The sequence below is a fragment of the Rhizobium aethiopicum genome, assembly GCF_900094625.1.
Lineage (GTDB): Bacteria > Pseudomonadota > Alphaproteobacteria > Rhizobiales > Rhizobiaceae > Rhizobium > Rhizobium aethiopicum.
Window position 1 is genome coordinate 470,516 of the sequence record NZ_FMAJ01000003.1, and the last position, 19,326, is coordinate 489,841.

17 protein-coding genes, 1 tRNA gene and 2 pseudogenes are annotated in these 19,326 nt (G+C 61.8%); 11 read left to right on the top strand and 9 right to left on the bottom strand.

The annotated features are described in order from the left end of the window. Nucleotides 1-5 precede the first annotated feature (5 nt). The 7 genes and pseudogenes from infB to GA0061105_RS09460 all read left to right on the top strand — a co-directional run bounded on the left by infB (nucleotide 6) and on the right by GA0061105_RS09460 (nucleotide 9,191). Nucleotides 6-2,750 (top strand): translation initiation factor IF-2, encoded by a 2,745-nt coding sequence (gene infB / locus GA0061105_RS09430; protein ID WP_092749630.1) that lies wholly within the window; start codon nucleotides 6-8, stop codon nucleotides 2,748-2,750. Between the two features lie 150 nt (nucleotides 2,751-2,900). Further along, a complete protein-coding gene (gene rbfA, locus GA0061105_RS09435; protein WP_009993666.1) occupies nucleotides 2,901-3,305 on the top strand; it encodes a 30S ribosome-binding factor RbfA in 405 nt (134 codons plus the stop codon). Nucleotides 3,306-3,317: 12 nt separating this feature from the next. Further along, nucleotides 3,318-4,250, top strand: a complete 933-nt coding sequence (gene truB, locus GA0061105_RS09440; RefSeq protein ID WP_064693305.1) for a tRNA pseudouridine(55) synthase TruB — start codon at nucleotides 3,318-3,320, stop codon at nucleotides 4,248-4,250. Nucleotides 4,251-4,338: 88 nt separating this feature from the next. Further along, a pseudogene (locus tag GA0061105_RS09445) lies at nucleotides 4,339-5,190 on the top strand (alpha/beta fold hydrolase). Nucleotides 5,191-5,341: 151 nt separating this feature from the next. Further along, nucleotides 5,342-5,611 carry a 30S ribosomal protein S15 gene (rpsO, locus tag GA0061105_RS09450; RefSeq protein ID WP_064693303.1) on the top strand — a complete coding sequence of 90 codons (270 nt, stop codon included), beginning with the start codon at nucleotides 5,342-5,344 and terminating at the stop codon, nucleotides 5,609-5,611. A gap of 349 nt (nucleotides 5,612-5,960) precedes the next feature. Continuing rightward, nucleotides 5,961-8,099, top strand: a complete 2,139-nt coding sequence (gene pnp / locus GA0061105_RS09455; protein WP_064693302.1) for a polyribonucleotide nucleotidyltransferase — start codon at nucleotides 5,961-5,963, stop codon at nucleotides 8,097-8,099. A 75-nt stretch (nucleotides 8,100-8,174) separates the two neighbouring features. Continuing rightward, nucleotides 8,175-9,191: a class I SAM-dependent methyltransferase gene (locus GA0061105_RS09460; RefSeq protein WP_092749632.1), complete on the top strand. Its 1,017-nt coding sequence runs from the start codon at nucleotides 8,175-8,177 to the stop codon at nucleotides 9,189-9,191. 92 nt (nucleotides 9,192-9,283) lie between these two features. Here GA0061105_RS09460 and fabI read toward each other — a convergent pair whose 3' ends face one another. Genes fabI through fabA form a run of 3 tightly spaced genes read right to left on the bottom strand, consistent with a single transcriptional unit; the run spans nucleotide 9,284 to nucleotide 11,888 of the window. Then, nucleotides 9,284-10,090: an enoyl-ACP reductase FabI gene (gene fabI / locus GA0061105_RS09465; protein WP_064693300.1), complete on the bottom strand. Its 807-nt coding sequence runs from the start codon at nucleotides 10,088-10,090 to the stop codon at nucleotides 9,284-9,286. Nucleotides 10,091-10,094: 4 nt separating this feature from the next. Next, nucleotides 10,095-11,327, bottom strand: coding sequence for a beta-ketoacyl-ACP synthase I (fabB, locus tag GA0061105_RS09470; protein WP_092749634.1), 1,233 nt, complete (start codon nucleotides 11,325-11,327; stop codon nucleotides 10,095-10,097). A gap of 45 nt (nucleotides 11,328-11,372) precedes the next feature. After that, on the bottom strand, nucleotides 11,373-11,888 hold the full coding sequence (fabA, locus tag GA0061105_RS09475) for a 3-hydroxyacyl-[acyl-carrier-protein] dehydratase FabA (RefSeq protein ID WP_064693298.1): 516 nt from the start codon (nucleotides 11,886-11,888) through the stop codon (nucleotides 11,373-11,375). A 300-nt stretch (nucleotides 11,889-12,188) separates the two neighbouring features. On the opposite strand from fabA, the gene irrA reads away from it, so the two are divergent. Next, nucleotides 12,189-12,608: an iron response transcriptional regulator IrrA gene (gene irrA, locus GA0061105_RS09480; protein WP_064693738.1), complete on the top strand. Its 420-nt coding sequence runs from the start codon at nucleotides 12,189-12,191 to the stop codon at nucleotides 12,606-12,608. A gap of 12 nt (nucleotides 12,609-12,620) precedes the next feature. Here irrA and GA0061105_RS09485 read toward each other — a convergent pair whose 3' ends face one another. After that, complete coding sequence (locus GA0061105_RS09485) at nucleotides 12,621-13,256, bottom strand: trimeric intracellular cation channel family protein (protein ID WP_092749636.1); 636 nt, start codon at nucleotides 13,254-13,256, stop codon at nucleotides 12,621-12,623. A gap of 114 nt (nucleotides 13,257-13,370) precedes the next feature. Between GA0061105_RS09485 and GA0061105_RS09490 the strand changes: the two genes are divergently transcribed. Continuing rightward, nucleotides 13,371-13,844 (top strand): hypothetical protein, encoded by a 474-nt coding sequence (locus GA0061105_RS09490; RefSeq protein WP_092749638.1) that lies wholly within the window; start codon nucleotides 13,371-13,373, stop codon nucleotides 13,842-13,844. Nucleotides 13,845-13,846: 2 nt separating this feature from the next. Here GA0061105_RS09490 and GA0061105_RS09495 read toward each other — a convergent pair whose 3' ends face one another. The 5 genes and pseudogenes from GA0061105_RS09495 to GA0061105_RS09515 form a co-directional block, all read right to left on the bottom strand. Further along, entirely contained in the window at nucleotides 13,847-14,635 is a 789-nt protein-coding gene (locus GA0061105_RS09495; protein ID WP_092749640.1) for a YdcF family protein, read from the bottom strand. 68 nt (nucleotides 14,636-14,703) lie between these two features. Further along, complete coding sequence (locus GA0061105_RS09500) at nucleotides 14,704-15,423, bottom strand: YoaK family protein (protein WP_092749642.1); 720 nt, start codon at nucleotides 15,421-15,423, stop codon at nucleotides 14,704-14,706. Between the two features lie 195 nt (nucleotides 15,424-15,618). Beyond that, nucleotides 15,619-15,765 (bottom strand): annotated as a pseudogene (locus tag GA0061105_RS33290) (GIY-YIG nuclease family protein); the annotation flags it as partial. A gap of 43 nt (nucleotides 15,766-15,808) precedes the next feature. Beyond that, nucleotides 15,809-15,884, bottom strand: a tRNA-Ala gene (locus GA0061105_RS09510). A 149-nt stretch (nucleotides 15,885-16,033) separates the two neighbouring features. Then, complete coding sequence (locus GA0061105_RS09515; RefSeq protein WP_085776500.1) at nucleotides 16,034-16,417, bottom strand: TIGR02300 family protein; 384 nt, start codon at nucleotides 16,415-16,417, stop codon at nucleotides 16,034-16,036. Between the two features lie 329 nt (nucleotides 16,418-16,746). Here GA0061105_RS09515 and cmk point away from each other — a divergent pair, with 329 nt between their 5' ends. Both cmk and rpsA read left to right on the top strand, forming a co-directional pair. After that, nucleotides 16,747-17,394 carry a (d)CMP kinase gene (gene cmk / locus GA0061105_RS09520; protein ID WP_064681613.1) on the top strand — a complete coding sequence of 216 codons (648 nt, stop codon included), beginning with the start codon at nucleotides 16,747-16,749 and terminating at the stop codon, nucleotides 17,392-17,394. Between the two features lie 174 nt (nucleotides 17,395-17,568). Continuing rightward, nucleotides 17,569-19,272 (top strand): 30S ribosomal protein S1, encoded by a 1,704-nt coding sequence (rpsA, locus tag GA0061105_RS09525; protein ID WP_028757934.1) that lies wholly within the window; start codon nucleotides 17,569-17,571, stop codon nucleotides 19,270-19,272. The last annotated feature ends 54 nt before the right edge of the window (nucleotides 19,273-19,326 follow it).

Sequence of the window (19,326 nt, forward strand, 5' to 3'; positions counted from 1 at the left end):
AACGAATGACCGATAGTAACGACGACAAGACACTCAGCGTAACGGGCAAGAAGACGCTTACCCTGAAACCATCGGGGATGAGCCAGGGCACCGTTCGCCAGGATATGGGTCGGGGTCGCTCCAAAGCGGTCGTGGTCGAGACCCGCAAGCGGCGCCCGATGCGTCCGGAAGACGAAAAGCCGATCACGCCTGCGGTCCCCGCAGCCCCGGTTCGCGCAGCCGAGCCGGCGCCGGCACCCGCTCAGGCGCGTCCGCAGCAGTCGACGCCGGCGCCGCGGATTCACCAGCCTGGCGGGGGCCAGACCAACCAGCGTCCGCCGCAGCAGTCCTATCAGCAGCCGCGCCCGAACGATCGTCCGCGCCCGGTGGTTCTGAATCATCTGTCGCCGGAAGAGATGGATGCGCGACGCCGCGCGTTGGCCGAATCCCAGGCGCGTGACGCCCAGGATGCGATTCGCCGCGCCGAGGAGGAAAAGCGCCGCGCCGCCGAAGAGGTTATCCGCAAGGCGGCCGAGGCCGAAGAAGCCGCCCGCAGGGCCGCCGAAGAGGCTGTCCGACAGGCGGAGGCACCTGCGGTCGCCGAACCGGCAGCACCGGCTCCCGTTGCAGCCGAAGCCCGCCCGAGCACACCGCGGCCGGCATCACCGGCTCCGGCTGCCCGCCGGCCCGATGGCGCTGCACCTGCCGCCGCCCGTCCGGCTCCCGGCGCCGCCGCACCTGCCGGCGCCCGCGGTCGTCGCGATGAGGATGGCGACGACGATCGGGGTGCTGCGCGCGGCAGTCCGGCCCGTGGCCGCGTCGTTCGTCCCGAGCCCGCAAAGCCGGTCACCACACGTCCGAAGACGGATGACGAACGCCGCCGCGGCAAGCTGACGATCACCACCGCCGACGTCGACGGTGAGGACGCCGGCCGCAGCCGTTCGCTTTCGGCGATGCGCCGCCGGCAGGAAAAGTTCCGCCGCAGCCAGATGCAGGAAACCCGCGAGAAGATCTCCCGCGAAGTCGTTCTGCCGGAAACCATCACCATTCAGGAACTGTCGCAGCGCATGTCCGAACGCGCCGTCGACGTCATCAAGTACCTGATGAAGGAAGGCCAGATGATGAAGCCGGGCGACGTCATCGACGCCGACCTTGCCGAACTCATCGCCGGCGAATTCGGCCATACGGTCAAGCGCGTCTCTGAGTCGGACGTCGAACTTGGCATCTTCAACGTTGCCGACGTCGAGGGCGACCGTGTTTCCCGTCCGCCCGTCGTGACCATCATGGGCCACGTCGACCACGGCAAGACCTCGCTGCTCGACGCCATCCGCCATGCCAACGTGGTTGCCGGCGAAGCCGGCGGCATCACCCAGCATATCGGCGCCTATCAGGTGGAGCAGAACGGCCAGAAGATCACCTTCATCGACACCCCCGGCCACGCCGCCTTCACGGCCATGCGTGCCCGCGGCGCGCAGGCGACCGACATTGCGATCCTGGTTGTGGCGGCCGACGACAGCGTCATGCCGCAGACGATCGAATCGATCAACCACGCCAAGGCGGCCGGTGTTCCGATCATCGTGGCGATCAACAAGGTCGACAAGCACGAAGCCGATCCGCAGAAGGTGCGCAACCAGCTTCTGCAGCACGAAGTCTTCGTGGAATCGATGGGCGGTGAAACACTTGACGTCGAAGTGTCGGCCAAGACAGGCAAGAACCTCGACAAGCTGCTCGAAGCCGTTCTGCTGCAGGCGGAAATCCTTGACCTCAAGGCCAATCCGAACCGTACCGCCGAAGGCACCGTCATCGAAGCCCAGCTCGACCGCGGCCGCGGCGCGGTTGCCACGGTTCTCGTTCAGAACGGGACGTTGAAGCCGGGCCAGATCATCGTCGCAGGCGATGTCTGGGGTCGTGTGCGCGCCCTCGTCAACGACAAGGGCGAGCACATGAAGGAAGCGCCGCCGGCCATGCCTGTCGAGGTGCTCGGTCTCTCCGGCACGCCGCAGGCCGGCGACAAGTTCGCCGTGGTCGAAAGCGAGAGCCGCGCCCGCGAGATCTCGGAATACCGTCAGCGTCTTGCCCGCGACAAGGCGGCTGCCCGCCAGTCGGGACAGCGCGGCTCGCTGGAACAGATGATGACGCAGATGCAGAGCACCGGCATCAAGGAGTTCCCGCTCGTCATCAAGGGCGACGTGCAGGGTTCGATCGAAGCGATTGCCGGCGCGCTGGAAAAGCTCGGCACCGACGAAGTCCGCGCCCGTATCGTCCATTCGGGCGCCGGCGGCATCACCGAGTCGGATATGTCGCTCGCCGAAGCCTCGAACGCGGCCATTATCGGCTTCAACGTTCGCGCCAATGCGCAGGCGCGGCAGTTCGCCGAGCGCCAGGGCATCGAGATCCGCTACTACAACATCATCTACGACCTCGTGGATGACGTGAAGGCGGCGATGTCGGGCCTTCTGTCTCCGGAACGGCGCGAGACCTTCATCGGCAATGCCGAGATCCTGGAAGTGTTCAACATTACCAAGGTCGGCAAGGTCGCAGGCTGCCGTGTCGTCGAAGGCAAGGTCGAGCGTGGTGCGGGCGTCCGCCTCATCCGCAACGACGTCGTCGTTCACGAAGGCAAGCTCAAGACCCTCAAGCGCTTCAAGGACGAAGTCTCCGAAGTGCCGATGGGCCAGGAATGCGGCATGGCCTTCGAAAACTACGAGGACATGCGCGTCGGCGACGTCATCGAGTGCTTCCGCGTCGAACATATCACGCGCACGCTTTAATCCTAGGCGTCACAGCAGCTTTACAACAGCCATCCGCTCCCCGGCGGATGGCTTTTCTCCCTGCCGGCTTGACCTTTTCGGCCAAAAGAGTCATGGACGCTCTCCTTTGACGGGTTCGATTCCCAGCCGCATCGGCAAATAGAGATAACAATGACCAGACCAACATCCTCCGCGCCTTCGCAGCGCATGCTGCGCGTTGGCGAACAGGTCCGCGCAGCGATCACCCAGGTGCTGCAGCGCGGCGAAGTGCGTGACGACATCATCGAGGCGACGGTGATCTCGATCTCGGAAGTGCGCATGTCGCCCGATCTGAAGATTGCCACGGCCTACGTGACGCCGCTCGGCGTTTCCGACCACAGTATCGTCATCGAAGCGTTGAACCGCCATGCGAAGTTCATCCGCGGCCGGCTCGGACCGCAGCTTCGGCAGATGAAATACATGCCGGAGGTGCGCTTCCGCGACGATACGAGCTTCGACAATTACAAGAAGATCGACGAGCTGCTGCGTTCGCCCGAGGTAAGCCGGGACCTCGACGGCGACAACGACGAACAATAACAGAAGAGACTGATGTCCAAACCACGCAAACCCAAGGGCCGCCCGATTTCCGGCTGGCTGATCCTCGACAAGCCGGTGGATTTCGGCTCGACAGAAGCCGTTTCCAAGATTAAGTGGCTCTACAAGGCGCAGAAGGCCGGTCATGCCGGCACGCTCGATCCGCTCGCCTCCGGCATGCTGCCGATCGCGCTCGGCGACGCGACCAAGACCGTTCCCTATGTGATGGACGGCCGTAAGATCTATGAATTCACGGTGAGCTGGGGCGAAGAGCGCGCGACGGACGATCTCGAGGGCGAGGTCACTGAAAGTTCGGACGAGCGCCCGAGCGAACAGCAGATCCGCGATATCCTGCCAAAATATATCGGCACCATCAGCCAGGTTCCGCCGCAGTTTTCCGCCATTAAGATAGCAGGTGAACGCGCCTACGACCTGGCGCGCGAAGGCGAAGCCGTCGAGATCCCTTCGCGTGAAGTCGAAATCTTCCGCTTAACCCTGCTTGCCTGCCCGGATGCCAATACCGCGCATTTCGAAGTGGAATGCGGCAAGGGCACCTATGTCAGGGCGCTTGCCCGCGATTTTGGCCGTGAACTCGGATGCTACGGCCATATATCAGGGCTGCGGCGCACCTTCGTCGCGCCCTTCGCGGAAGAGGCCATGGTGCCACTCGCAAACCTGGTGGCGCTCGAAGCGATCGAGGATATGGACGAGCGGCTCGCCGCTCTCGACGCACTGCTGATCGACACCTGCGAAGCATTGTCTGCCCTGCCCCATCTCGTCATCAACGACGATCAGGCGCACCGGCTGAAGATGGGCAATCCGATCCTGGTGCGCGGCCGCGATGCCCCGATTGCCGAAAGCGAAGCCTATGCGACGGCACGCGGCAGGCTGATCGCGATCGGCGAAATCGGCCAGGGCGAGTTTCGTCCCAAGCGTGTTTTCGCCTGAGATCGTTCGGTTTTTGACTACCGATGGTTGTCATTCGGTCACGTTGCGATATCTTCCGTGTCAGACCATTGCGGCCTGAGGGGAAATTATGCGCGCGATCATTATTGCTGCACTGACGTTCTTATCGACCTTGCTGATCGTGGCCGGTGCCCGATCCGCAGAGCGCTGGGCCGAACTTCCGGCCTTTCCTGCAATGCCGGCGGCGAAGACGAGCGGCATGGCCGGTGTCAACGACATCAAGATGTATTATGCCGAATACGGTCAGGGCGAGCCGATCCTCTTCATACATGGCGGCCTTGGCAATGCCGATGTCTGGGGCCACCAGGTCGCCGAGTTCGCCAGGGATCATCTGGTCATCGTTGCCGACAGCCGCGGTCACGGCCGCTCGACGCGCAGCCAGCAGCCCTTCGGCTATGAGCTAATGACATCGGATTACGCGGCTCTTCTCGATTATCTGAAAATCGACAAGGTGACGCTGGTGGGATGGTCGGACGGCGGCATCATCGGCATCGACATGGCGATGAAACATCCGGAAAAGCTCACACGAGTCATTGCCCAGGCAGCCAATGTCACGACAGATGGCGTCAAGGCCGATGTCATGAGCAACAAGACTTTCAACGACTACATCAATGTCGCCGGCGAGCAGTACAAAAAGCTGTCGCCGACACCGAACGAATATGACGCCTTCGTCACGCAGATTTCGCAGATGTGAGCGACGCAGCCGAACTGGACGGCGGCCGACCTTGCGAAGATCACGGTGCCGGTGACACTTGCCATCGGCGACCATGATGAGGCCATCGAGCTCGGTCATACGGAGATGATGGCAAAGCAGATACCGGGCGCCAAGCTTGTCATCCTCAAAGACGCCAGCCATTTCGCCATGCTGCAGGATCCCGAGGGTTACGATGCCCTGATCCGGGGCGCCATGGCCAGCCCTTGAGGGTCGCTACGGGAGTCCCCTCTTTCCATCGCTGCATATTTGGTTTATAGGCAGCGCCAGCGTCAGGTCCGCCTGCTCGCATTCACGGCCAAAGCTGGACGGCATCCCGGCTTTTGGCGACTTCTTCTCCTCTCATAGAAAGGGACATCCGATGTCGATCACTGCTGAGCGCAAGGCTGCGCTGATCAAGGAATACGCAACCGCCGAAGGCGATACCGGTTCTCCGGAAGTCCAGGTCGCGATCCTGACCGAACGCATCAACAACCTGACCGAACACTTCAAGGACCACAAGAAGGATAACCATTCCCGCCGTGGCCTGCTGACGATGGTTTCGAGCCGCCGCTCGCTTCTTGACTATCTCAAGAAGAAGGATGAAGGCCGTTATTCCAAGCTGATCACCAGCCTGGGTATCCGCCGCTAAGATTGTCCGGCGGGCGCTTCAAGCGTCCGCCGGCTCTGTTTCGGGATGACGTTCCCGATGAAATGTTCCGCCCGCGCCCTATCTCAAGCGGTGGAATGACCGGCGGACCCGGATGGGCCGGTTCTGCCAAACCAACCGCTGACCTGTCATGGGGCAGGATTGCCGGATGCTTTCGGCCAAAGCTCTTTAAGGCTTTGGCCTCAGTTTCTCAGGAACTCTGAAGTCCGGGAAACTGCTGATGTAAAGCCTCCCGTTGTCTTGCCCGTGATATGTCGCATTGATTGCGGTCGACTGTGCGCTGCGCCTTGATATCGGCAGTGGCGCGTGCTCCCGCATTGAAGGACAAGATATGTTTGATACTCACACAGTGGAAATCGAGTGGGCCGGCCGCCCGCTGAAGCTTGAAACCGGCAAGATCGCCCGTCAGGCCGACGGCGCGGTTCTCGCCACCTACGGCGAAACCGTCGTTCTCGCCACCGTCGTCTCGGCCAAGGCGCCGAAGCCCGGCCAGGACTTCTTCCCGCTGACCGTCAACTACCAGGAAAAGACCTACGCAGCCGGCAAGATCCCCGGCGGCTATTTCAAGCGCGAGGGACGTCCGAGCGAAAACGAAACGCTCGTTTCCCGCCTGATCGACCGCCCGATCCGCCCGCTCTTCCCGGAAGGCTACAAGAACGACACACAGGTCGTCGTCACCGTTATCCAGCACGACCTCGAGAACAATCCTGATATCCTGTCCATGATCGCCTCCTCGGCGGCGCTGACGCTTTCCGGCGTTCCCTTCATGGGCCCGGTCGGCGGCGCACGCGTCGGCTACATCAATGGCGAATATGTCCTCAACCCGCATCTCGACGAGATGGATGAGTCGAGCCTCGACCTCGTCGTCGCCGGCACCTACGACGCCGTGCTGATGGTTGAATCCGAAGCCAAGGAACTGCCTGAAGACGTCATGCTCGGCGCCGTCATGTTCGGCCACAAGGGTTTCCAGCCGGTTCTCGACGCGATCATCAAGCTCGCCGAAGTCGCCGCCAAGGAGCCGCGCGACTTCCAGCCGGAAGATTACTCCGCGCTCGAAAGCGAAATGCTTGGGCTTGCCGAAGCCGAACTGCGCGAAGCCTACAAGATCACCCTGAAGGCCGACCGCTACGCCGCCGTCGATGCCGTCAAAACCAAGGTAAAGGCGCATTTCCTCCCGGAGGAAGGCGAAGCCAAGTATACGGCCGAAGAAGTCGGCGCGATCTTCAAGCACCTGCAGGCCAAAATCGTCCGCTGGAACATCCTCGACACCAAGAGCCGCATCGACGGCCGCGACCTTGAAACCGTTCGTCCGATCGTTTCGGAAGTCGGCCTTCTGCCGCGCACGCACGGTTCGGCGCTCTTCACGCGCGGCGAAACGCAGGCGATCGTGGTTGCCACGCTCGGCACCGGCGAAGACGAGCAGTATGTCGACAGCCTGACCGGCATGTATAAGGAGCGCTTCCTGCTCCACTACAACTTCCCTCCCTTCTCGGTTGGTGAGACCGGCCGCATGGGCTCCCCGGGTCGCCGTGAGATCGGCCACGGCAAGCTCGCATGGCGTGCGATCCGTCCGATGCTGCCCTCGGCCGAGCAGTTCCCCTACACGCTGCGCGTCGTTTCCGAAATCACCGAATCGAACGGCTCGTCCTCTATGGCGACCGTCTGCGGCACGTCGCTCGCGCTGATGGATGCAGGTGTCCCGCTCGCAAAGCCGGTTGCCGGTATCGCCATGGGCCTGATCCTGGAAGGCGATCGCTTCGCCGTCCTCTCCGACATTCTCGGTGACGAAGATCATCTCGGCGACATGGACTTCAAGGTTGCCGGTACGGCCGACGGCATCACTTCGCTGCAGATGGACATCAAGATCGCCGGTATCACCGAAGAGATCATGAAGGTCGCTCTCGGCCAGGCCAAGGGCGGTCGCGCCCATATCCTCGGCGAAATGGCCAAGGCCATCACCGAAAGCCGCGGCCAGCTCGGCGAATTCGCTCCGCGCATCGAAGTCATGAACATCCCGGTCGACAAGATCCGTGAAGTCATCGGCTCCGGCGGCAAGGTAATCCGCGAAATCGTCGAAAAGACCGGCGCGAAGATCAACATCGAGGACGACGGAACCGTCAAGATCGCCTCCTCTTCCGGCAAGGAGATCGAAGCGGCCCGCAAGTGGATCCACTCGATCGTCGCCGAGCCTGAAATCGGCCAGATCTACGAAGGCACTGTTGTCAAGACTGCCGACTTCGGCGCCTTCGTCAACTTCTTCGGTGCCCGCGACGGCCTCGTCCATATCTCGCAGCTCGCTTCGGAACGCGTCGCCAAGACGCAGGACGTCGTCAAGGAAGGCGATAAGGTCTGGGTTAAGCTGCTCGGCTTCGACGAACGCGGCAAGGTTCGCCTGTCGATGAAGGTCGTCGACCAGGCCACCGGCCAGGAAATCCCGAACGAGAAGAAGAAGGAAGAAGCGGCCGAATAAGCCGCGTCTGCCAGATTTAATTTTGGGCGCGGGAAGCTTCCGCGCCCTTTTTGTATTCTAAATGAGACGAGATCCATGAGCCGCGAGACGCTGAAGACCCTGTTCCACCCCTTTGCCAGCGGCACAGTCCGGACGCCCGGCGAGGGCGAGCGTGTGCTCTTCCTCGGCGCCGAGGCAGGTTTTGCGCTGCCGGAAGGTTTTGCCGCCTCGCTCAGCGCCGTCCAGGGCTTCCGGCCGCTTTACCGCCAGCTTCTGGCGCAGCGGATCGACGCCAAGCCGGAAATCGACGGCGAGGATTATGACGCGGCGTTCGTGCTCTGCACCAAGCACAAGGGCGAGAACGAGGCCAATCTGGCCGCTGCGATCGCCCGCACGCGGGCCGGCGGCCTGATCGTCGTTGCCGGCGCCAAGGAGGACGGCATTCAGCCCCTGCGCAAGCGTCTGGAAGGCTTCGGCCTCGCCATCGACCATATGCCGAAATATCACGGCGTCGCCTTCTGGTTCGGCCGCCCCGCCGATGCCGGCGACATCATCTCCAAACTGGCAAAGTCGCCGGTGCGCGTCGATGCTCGCTTCCATGCGGCGGCCGGCATGTTCTCGCACGACCGGATCGATGCCGGTTCGGAACTGCTGGCTTCGCGCCTGCCGACGGATTTTACCGGCGACGCTGCCGATTTCGGCGCCGGATGGGGTTATCTCTCGGTCGAGTTGGCGCAGAGATCGCGCGGAATGGCCCGTCTTGACCTCTACGAAGCCAACCACGCCGCCTTGGATGCCGCACGGGATAATCTGGCGGAGAACTGCCCAAACGCGCCAGTGCGCTTTTTCTGGCACGATCTGGCGGGCGAGCCGGTCAAGGACAAATACGATCTGGTCATCATGAACCCGCCCTTCCACGAAGGACATGCGGCCGAGCCATCGCTCGGCCAGGCGATGATCAAGACCGCCGCCTCCGCCCTTCGCGGCGGTGGCCGGCTGATGCTCGTCGCCAATCGCGGCCTGCCTTATGAGTCGGTTCTGGCAGTGAATTTCAGGGAAAGCGGCGAAACCTGCCGCAACGCCCGCTTCAAGGTGCTTTGGGCGAAGAAGTAAGACCCAAGCGGCTTCGAGCCGATGCTCGTCGGGGAACAGAAAAGGCCGTGCGCAGGATCTGCGCACGGCCTTTGCATTTCAATCGGGTGCCTTTATTCCACGTCCGCCGTACGCAATGTATCGAGCGTCGGCATCGAGGTGATGTTGAAACCGGCATCGACGAAGTGGATCTCGCCGGTGACGCCGGCGGAGAGGTCGGACAACAGGTAGAGCGCCGAGTTGCCGACCTGGTCGATGGTCACGGTCTTGCGCAGCGGCGCATTGCGCTGGTTCCAGGAGAGGATCGCGCGTGCGTCCGAAATGCCGGCGCCGGCCAGCGTGCGGATCGGGCCGGCGGAAATCGCGTTGACGCGGATGCCGCGCGGGCCGTAATCGGCGGCGAGATAACGCACCGAAGCCTCGAGCGCTGCCTTGGCGACCCCCATGACGTTGTAATTCGGAATGACACGCGTCGAGCCGTTATAGGTCAGCGTCAGCATCGCGCCACTGCCTTCCATCAGCGGAGCGCAGCGCTTGGCGATTTCGGTGAAGGAGAAACAGGAAATCACCATAGTGCGGCTGAAATTCTCGCGCGTCGTATCGGCGTAGAGACCTTTCAGCTCGTTCTTGTCGGAGAAGCCGATGGCGTGGACGATGAAATCGAGCTTGCCCCAGCGCTCGCCGATCGCATCGACCACGCTATCGACCGAAGCGACATCCTCGACGTCGCAGGGCAGCACGAAATCCGAGCCGACTTCGGCGGCAAGCGGCCTGACACGCTTGCCGAGCGCATCCCCCTGATAGGTGAAGGCCAGCTCCGCACCCTGTCCGGCGAGAGCTTTCGAGATCCCCCAGGCAATCGAATGGTTATTGGCGACGCCCATGATGAGGCCGCGCTTACCCTGCATGATTCCAGTCATGTTATTATCCGTTATAGCGCTGGAAGACGACCGTGGCGTTGGTACCGCCGAAGCCGAAGGAGTTGGAAAGGGCGATATCGATCTTCGCATCGTCGATACGCTTGCGCACGATCGGCACGCCCTCGAATTCGGGATCGAGCTCGGTGATATGGGCGCTTTCGCCGATGAAACCTTGCTGCATCATCAGCAGGGAATAGATCGATTCCTGCACGCCGGCCGCACCCAGCGAATGGCCGGTCAGCGATTTGGTCGATTGGATATGCGGGATTTTAGCGCCGAACACCTCGCGGATGGCGCCGATCTCCTTGCTGTCGCCGACCGGCGTCGACGTGCCGTGGGTGTTGATATAGTCGACATCGCCTTTGACGGTGGAAAGCGCCTGGCGCATGCAGCGGATAGCGCCCTCGCCCGAGGGAGCGACCATGTCGTAGCCATCCGAAGTCGCGCCGTAGCCGACGATTTCGGCGTAGATCTTGGCGCCGCGCGCCTTGGCGCGCTCGAGTTCTTCCAGCACCAGCACGCCGGCGCCGCCGGCGATGACGAAACCGTCGCGGTTGACGTCATAGGCGCGCGAGGCGGTATCGGGCGCATCGTTGTATTTGGACGACATGGCGCCCATGGCGTCGAAGAGGTTGGACATCGTCCAGTCGAGATCCTCATGGCCGCCGGCAAACATTACGTCCTGCTTGCCCCACTGGATCATTTCCGCGGCATTGCCGATGCAATGGGCAGAGGTCGAGCAGGCCGACGAGATCGAATAGTTGACGCCGTGGATCTTGAACCAGGTGGCGAGCGTGGCGGATGCGGTCGAGGACATCGCCTTCGGCACGGCAAAGGGGCCGATGCGCTTCGGGCTGTTGTTCTTGACGGTGATATCGGCAGCTTCGATGAGCGTGCGGGTGGAGGGTCCCCCGGAGCCCATGATGATGCCGGCGCGTTCGTTCTGAGCGTAGTCCGTCTCTTCCAGGCCGGAATCGGCGATCGCCTGCTTCATGGCGACATGGTTCCAGGCGCCGCCCTGCGACAGGAAGCGCATGGCCCGGCGATCGACCAGTTCGCCCAGTTCTGCCGGACCGAGCTTCGGACTGCCCCAGACCTGGCACTTGAAGCCGTGTTCGGCGAAATCGTTGGAAAAGGAAATGCCCGACTTTGCCTGGCGCAAGGATTCGGTGACTTCGGCCGCGTCGCTTCCGATCGAGGAAACGATACCCAGACCCGTGACAACTACCCGTCTCATCTGATCAAACCTTTGTTGTTTTCGTCAGCCGCTCGAAATGCGGTTTCAGGCCGCCTTGTCTTTCGATAGACCGACGCGAAGGTCGGCCGCCTGATAAATGGTCTCGCCGTCCGCCTTCAGCCAGCCGTCGGCCGTGCCGAGCACGAGGCGACCGCGCATGACGCGCTTGAAGTCGATGCCGTATTCGATCAGCTTCGTGTGCGGGCGGACCATGCCCTTGAATTTCACCTCGCCTGTCGAAAGCGCCATGCCGCGACCTTCCTCGCCGAGCCAGCCGAGGAAGAAACCGGTCAGCTGCCACATGCCGTCCAGGCCGAGGCAGCCCGGCATGATCGGATTGCCTTCGAAATGGCAGGGAAAATACCAGTCGTCGGGGCGTACGTCGTACTCGGCCCTGAGATAGCCCTTGTCGAAGGCACCGCCCGTTTCGGAAATTTCCGTGATGCGGTGAACCATCAGCATGGGTGGCAGCGGCAGCTGCGCATTGCCGGGCCCGAACAGCTCGCCGTGGGCGCAAGCGATGAGTTCTTCATACGAGAAGCTGGACTGTCTGGTTGTCATAAATTTCTTTTTCCCCCCGCGTGAAGCCGATGGATGTGAACGTGTAGTCCAAGTTCTTCAGAAAATGAAGCACAAGCAAGGCAGCTTCATTCATCGTCCCGGACCAGGCTTACGTCATTATTTGGTGGTCGCATACAGGAAGGCCAGGGCCGGGACCAGACCTATTTGCGCCGAGAGCCCGTTTTTGCCGCGTTTATCAGGCTCTTGTCCCCATTGAACTATTGAAAGGCTCCAGTGCAAAAGTTATACCGCTTGGAGAAACATGATTGCTTGATGCAGGAATAACCGGAGTTGGTGTTGATGACGGGTGCACTCCCGATCGCAATAGAGGTAAGGCTGCGCGGCGCCGGCCTGCGCCCAACCCGCCAGCGCGTGGCGCTCGGCGACCTCCTGTTTGCCAAGGGCGACCGGCATCTGACCGTCGAGGAACTGCATGAGGAGGCGGTCGCCGCCGGCGTGCCGGTTTCGCTGGCGACCGTCTACAACACGCTGCACCAGTTCACCGAAGCTGGTCTCATCCGCGTTCTCGCCGTCGAAAGCGCCAAGACCTATTTCGACACCAATGTTTCGGACCACCACCATTTCTTCATCGAAGGCGAAAACGAAGTGCTCGACATTCCCGTCAGCAACCTGACGATCGGCAATCTGCCGGAGCCTCCCGAGGGCATGGAAATCGCCCATGTCGACGTGGTGATCCGCCTGCGAGCGAAGCAAGTCTGACGCACAGCCGCCTCACATGACATCGTCGGGATGCCGGCCGGGCTGGTGCTTGTAGGTCGGGAAGGTCCAGCCGAACCACAGCGCGCCGCCGCGAACGGCAAAGGCCGCCACGACGCCACAGGCGGACGCCAGATAGAGCGGCATTCCCAGCGCATTGGCAAGCGTGAAGACACCGGCGCCGATCAAGGCTGCAGTCACATAGATCTCCGGCCGCAACAGCACCGAAGGCTCGTTTGCCATCAGATCGCGCAGGATGCCGCCGAAGGTCGCCGTGAGCGTGCCGGTGACGATCGCGATGGTCGGCGAGCCGGTGGCGGCAAGTCCCTTGGCGGCGCCGAGTACGCAATAGGCGGCAAGGCCGATCGCATCCAGCCAGATCAGCAGACGATAGCGCGATTCCAGCAGGTGGGCGGTGAAGAAGACGATGACGCCCATGACGCAGCAGACGAGGATATAGCCGGGGTTCAGCACCCAGAAGACCGGCACGCGGCCGAGCACGATATCGCGCACCGTGCCGCCGCCGGTTCCAGTCACCATGGCGAAAAACAGAAATCCGATCAGATCGAGCTGCTTGCGCGAGGCCGCGAGCGCGCCGGTCGCGGCAAATAGCGCAATGCCGGCATAATCGAGATAGACGAGCAAGGACATCAGGACCCCGGAGCCGGCGAACAGTTTCCGGAAAGAACCACGGCGGCAAGGGCGGCGCAAGGCGGGGCGGCCATAAAGCAAGCTGATAGAGCTTTATCCAAAAGAGGAAAGCCCGTGAAACCGCTGGTGCTCGCCGTTCTGAATGTTCTCCTGCTGCTCGTCATGCCGGCTGCCGCCCTCGGCCAGCAATCGCTGATCTCCGACCCGGAGATCTACGAAAAGAAGCATTTCCAGGAGCAGTGCAAGACGGCCGAATTCGCCGACGGCTTCATCACCCGGCAGGACATCAACAATGACGGGCTGATCGACGCGGTGGTCAACGAAGGCCTGCTCACCTGCGACGGGCAGAAGGGGCCGCAATGCAATGACGACGGCTGCACCTATAATTTCTATCTGCAGGTCGCCGAAGGCGGCTATTTCATGATCGCGACGGCGCAGATCTACGGCTATGACTTCGTCCAGCGCTTCGGCAACATGGTGCTGGCGATGAAGATGCATCCGCGTTTCTGCGACCGCACCGAAGGTGACCCCTGCATCGTGACCGCGCGTGTGCGCGGCACGAAATTCGTCACCATCTCGAAGAAATAAGCTTAACGGGGATAGAGCTCCGACGTCCGGCCGGCGAGGTAATAGCCGACCAGGCCGTACCATTCGCGGATCGCCGTCGCCATATTCTGGGCATTGAGGTTCGGCTGGGTGAAATCCAGGCCCGGCCTCACCTGCCCGTCGGTGCGATAATCGGTCGGCCAGGGCACGATATCGATGCCGAGCTTGCGGAAGATGCCGACGGAACGTGGCATATGAAAACCCGAGGTGATCAGCAGGCAATGGGAAAGGCCCTGGCTTGCCAGGAATTCCTTGGTATTTACGGCGTTTTCGAAGGTGGTGCGCGATTGCCGCTCCTCGATCAGCCGCTCCCTGCCGATGCCGAACAGCGGGAAGAAGCGTTCGGACGCAGCCGCATCGCCTTCGTAGATGCCGGAGATGGAGCCGTCGCCGCCAGATACCAGAATGCGCGACCGCGGAAATTTCTGCGCGAGCCGCAGGGCTTCGACGAAGCGGTCGGCGCCCCCGTTGAATTCGATGCCGTGGCGCGCCGTGTTCACCTCGTTTTCGAAGGCGCCGCCGAGCACGATCATGCATTGCAGGTTCTCCGGATCGGCCGCCGGTTTTGCGAAGCGCTGCTCGAGACCCTGCATCAGCAGGTTGCCGGTGGTGGTGTAGAGGGTGACGAAGAGGATGAGGGCCGAACCCGTTGCGCCGAGAATGCTTAAGGTCCGCCAGCGCAGAAGGCCGGCAAGCAGGGCAAAGAAGACGAGGAAGAATGCCAGCGACAATGGCTGAGCGAAAATCCAGACAAGCTTCGAAATGACGAACAAGACCTGCTCCTTGAGGATTGGCGGCGGTCCTTCCTATCCGATTCGAGGGTAACAGGAATGCGACGGTTCTAATTCGCACGTGGGGTCGAGCGGTGCGGCGCAAGCTTCTGGTTGAAGCGCCGCTGAAGCGGCCGGGGAATGAACATGGCGGCAAGCGCCAGCGCCATGGCAAAGATGGCGACCAGCCACAAGGCATGGGCGCCCACCAGCCGCGTCAGCACCGCCCCGGCGATCGCGCCGAGCACCATGCCGGCCCAGGGCACGATCTGGATCGTCCATTCGACACGGCGATCACCGATGATCCAGCGGCCGATGCCGCGGCCGAAACGCGACAGCGCGCCGGTGACATAGGTCAACCCGATCGGCAGGCCCTCGATATGTTCGACGGCGGCGTTCACCATGCCCATGGAACAGACGATCAGGTAGAATCTCGGAAGCATCATGCTTTGCGCGCTCACTATCGAGGCGAGCGCCAGGACGAGGCCGACGCAGCCGAGCACCACGAAAATCCGGCGCTGCGAGACATGGGCGACGACGATGCCCGCCGCGTTGCCGAGCACGAAGACGAGAATGGCCGAGATCAGCACCGCCGCGTGAAAAAGATTGCCCTCGCTCAAGGCAAGTGCGGCCCGCGTCGTGTTGCCCGTCATGAAGGAGACGAAATCGCCGGTCAGCAGCAGGCCGGTCGCATCGGTCATGCCGGCCAGAAACGAAATCGAGCCGACGAGCGCAAGTCCGGTCAGGGTGCGTCGTGTACGAATGATACGGCGGCGTCTTGCTCTGGTCATTGCTCAAGGGTCCTGGGGCCGAATCGCTAAGATTTCGGCACAAGGATAATTCCGTTCATTGAGGAATTGGCAAAGAGGATTGGCAAGGAATGGGCGGAGCCAAGCTTCGCCGACGCTATCACTATAGATCAAAGGGATCGTCAGACGTTGGAGGGTGCGCCGGTCTCCACAGACGCCGCTGGAGGCCTTTTCTGGCTATTCGGAATCGGTCTGCTGTTTCATGAGATGATCCGGCGTCTGATTCGGCTGGACCAATCTTTTGCTGGCAAAAGCTCTACCGGAATGCGATTTCAAGTAGGTCTCGAATTCAAGCGCTTTGTACTTGTCGGGAAAGGCGCAATACCTGCTCGCGGCTGCGCCACGCGAAGCCCGTAAGGGCGAAGCGTGGTGGAGCTAAGCGGGATCGAACCGCTGACCTCTTGCATGCCATGCAAGCGCTCTCCCAGCTGAGCTATAGCCCCATCAAAGGTGGTCCGGCGTGGCCGGTCCTGGGATACTCCGGAGGGCGTTGCCTCTGGGGTGGCGGCTTATTACTTCCGGTTTTCGGAGATAGCAAGCCTAAAAAATTCGGCCCGGAGAATTTTTTCCTCACCGGGCCGAAATGCGGTCGTCAGACTTCGTCTTCGTCGCCGGTCACGCCGATGATGTCGCTCATGTCGTCATCGTCATCGTCTTCGTCGGGCGTCAGGAAGGTATCGTCGTCGTCGTCGCCTTCGATTTCGACATCGTCGTCGCCGATATCGGGGATGTCGTCGCCGCCGGCGGCGTCATCGGCATCTTCCAGCGAGACCAGCTCGACTTCGGTGTTTTCGGTATCGACTTCCGCTACCTCGTCTTCTTCGGCGACGTCGGCGATCGCCGAGGTTTCCTCGAAGAAGGACAGGGGGTAGGACTTGCCGGTATAAGGAGAAACGATCGGATCCCGGTTCAGATCGTAGAACTTCTTGCCGGTTTCCGGATCGGTGCGCTTGGTTCCAAGTTCCGCTTTCGCCACTATAAGCCTCGTGAGAATGGCCGAATCCGCGATTCGGCAAAATGCCGTTCAAGCCGGCGTTCCATCGGAATTTATAAGCCGGTCCCCTTAATCGCTGCGGCTTCGCATGTCAAAGCCAAACTTTATCATCGCAGTGCCGGCTATTTCCGGCGCCGGCGGATGCCCGGCCGGCTCCCCTCTCGCAACGAGGCGCGGGGGCTGCAGAAGCGGGCGGAGCCGGTCGCCGGAAAGGGCGGACTTGCGAAGGAAATGCTGCGCCTTTACAAAGCATTATGCCACGTGTGGCGCCGCGCCGAGGCCCGTAAGCGCCCTGCTCCAGGATTGATCCCATGACGACCAAGACTTTCACCATCGCCATCGACGGCCCGGCGGCGGCCGGCAAGGGCACGCTTTCGCGCCGCATCGCCGAGCAATATGGCTTCCACCATCTCGACACGGGCCTCACCTACCGCGCCACCGCCAAGGCGCTGCTCGACGCTGGCCTGCCGCTTGACGACGAGGCCGTGGCGGAAAAGATGGCGCGGGAAGTTGAACTTGGCGGGCTCGATCGCGATATGCTTTCTCAACACGAGATCGGCGAAGCCGCCTCGAAGATCGCCGTCATGCCGGCGGTGCGCCGGGCGCTGGTCGAGGCGCAGCGGCGGTTCTCGGAAAAAGCGCCGGGCACTGTGCTCGACGGGCGCGATATCGGCACGGTCGTCTGCCCGGATGCGCCGGTCAAGCTCTATGTGACGGCAACGCCACAGGTGCGCGCGAGACGCCGTTACGACGAGATTGTCGGCAAGGGTGCGACGGCCGATTTCGATGCGATTTTCGAGGACGTCAAGCGACGCGACGAACGCGACATGGGACGGGCCGACAGCCCTTTGAAACCAGCGGTCGATGCGCACTTGCTTGATACGTCGGAAATGAGTATAGAGGCCGCGTTTCAAGCTGCGCAATCGATCATCGATGCAGTCTTGAGCCGAAATGCCTAAATTCAAGTGATTTCGCGTGCTCAGAAGCACGCATATCGCTTTTATGCAGCCTGAAATTCCGTCCAAGCGCCGGATTGCCCTCGTGAGAGAGGGCGGACTGGGTTCAGGCCCGTTCAACGCAAACCAACCGGCGCGCACGTGTCCGATTCCATTTCGGGACACGCAGGAGATTTTATGTCAGTAGCTACCCCCTCCCGCGAGGATTTCGCGGCTCTTCTCGAAGAGTCCTTTGCCAAGAACGACCTGGCCGAAGGCTATGTCACCAAGGGCATCGTCACGGGCATCGAAAAGGACGTCGCCGTTGTCGACGTCGGCCTCAAGGTTGAAGGCCGCATTGCGCTCAAGGAATTCGGCGCACGCGCCAAGGACGGTTCGCTGAAGGTCGGCGACGAAGTCGAAGTCTATGTCGAGCGCATCGAAAACGCGCTTGGCGAAGCCGTTCTGTCGCGCGAGAAGGCTCGCCGCGAAGAGAGCTGGATCAAGCTCGAAGCCAAGTTCGAAGCCGGCGAGCGCGTCGAAGGCGTGATCTTCAACCAGGTCAAGGGCGGCTTCACGGTCGACCTCGACGGTGCGATCGCCTTCCTGCCGCGTTCGCAGGTCGACATCCGTCCGATCCGCGACGTCACTCCGCTGATGCACAACCCGCAGCCCTTCGAAATCCTCAAGATGGACAAGCGCCGCGGCAACATCGTCGTATCGCGCCGTACGGTTCTGGAAGAGTCCCGTGCCGAGCAGCGTTCTGAAATCGTTCAGAACCTCGAAGAAGGCCAGGTTGTCGACGGCGTCGTCAAGAACATCACCGATTACGGTGCGTTCGTCGACCTCGGCGGCATCGACGGCCTGCTGCACGTCACCGACATGGCATGGCGCCGTGTGAACCATCCGTCGGAAATCCTGAACATCGGCCAGCAGGTCAAGGTTCAGATCATCCGCATCAACCAGGAAACCCACCGCATCTCGCTCGGCATGAAGCAGCTCGAGTCCGATCCGTGGGATGGCATCCAGGCCAAGTATCCGGAAGGCAAGAAGATTTCCGGTACCGTCACGAATATCACCGACTACGGTGCGTTCGTCGAGCTGGAGCCGGGCATCGAAGGCCTGATCCACATCTCGGAAATGTCCTGGACCAAGAAGAACGTTCACCCCGGCAAGATCCTGTCGACCAGCCAGGAAGTCGAAGTCGTCGTTCTCGAAGTCGATCCGTCCAAGCGTCGCATCTCGCTCGGCCTCAAGCAGACGCTGGAAAACCCGTGGGCAGCATTCGCCCGCAGCCATCCGGCCGGCACTGAAGTCGAAGGCGAAGTCAAGAACAAGACCGAATTCGGCCTGTTCATCGGCCTCGACGGCGATGTCGACGGCATGGTGCACCTCTCCGACCTCGACTGGAACCGTCCGGGCGAACAGGTCATCGAGGAGTTCAACAAGGGTGACGTCGTCAAGGCCGTCGTTCTCGACGTCGATGTCGAGAAGGAACGCATCTCGCTCGGCATCAAGCAGCTCGGCAAGGATGCGGTCGGCGAAGCCGCTGCATCGGGCGACCTGCGCAAGAATGCCGTCGTTTCCTGCGAAGTGATCGCAGTCAACGACGGCGGCGTCGAAGTGAAGCTCGTCAACCACGAGGACATCACTTCCTTCATCCGTCGCGCCGATCTCGCCCGCGACCGCGACGAGCAGCGCCCCGAGCGCTTCTCGGTCGGCCAGGTCTTCGACGCCCGCGTCACCAACTTCTCCAAGAAGGACCGCAAGATCATGCTGTCCATCAAGGCTCTGGAGATTGCGGAAGAGAAGGAAGCCGTCGCTCAGTTCGGTTCGTCCGACTCCGGCGCTTCGCTCGGCGACATCCTGGGCGCAGCCCTGAAGAACCGCGGCGGCGAATAAGCCTCGCAGCTGCTTTCGAATTGAAGAACCCGCCGGAGCGATCCGGCGGGTTTT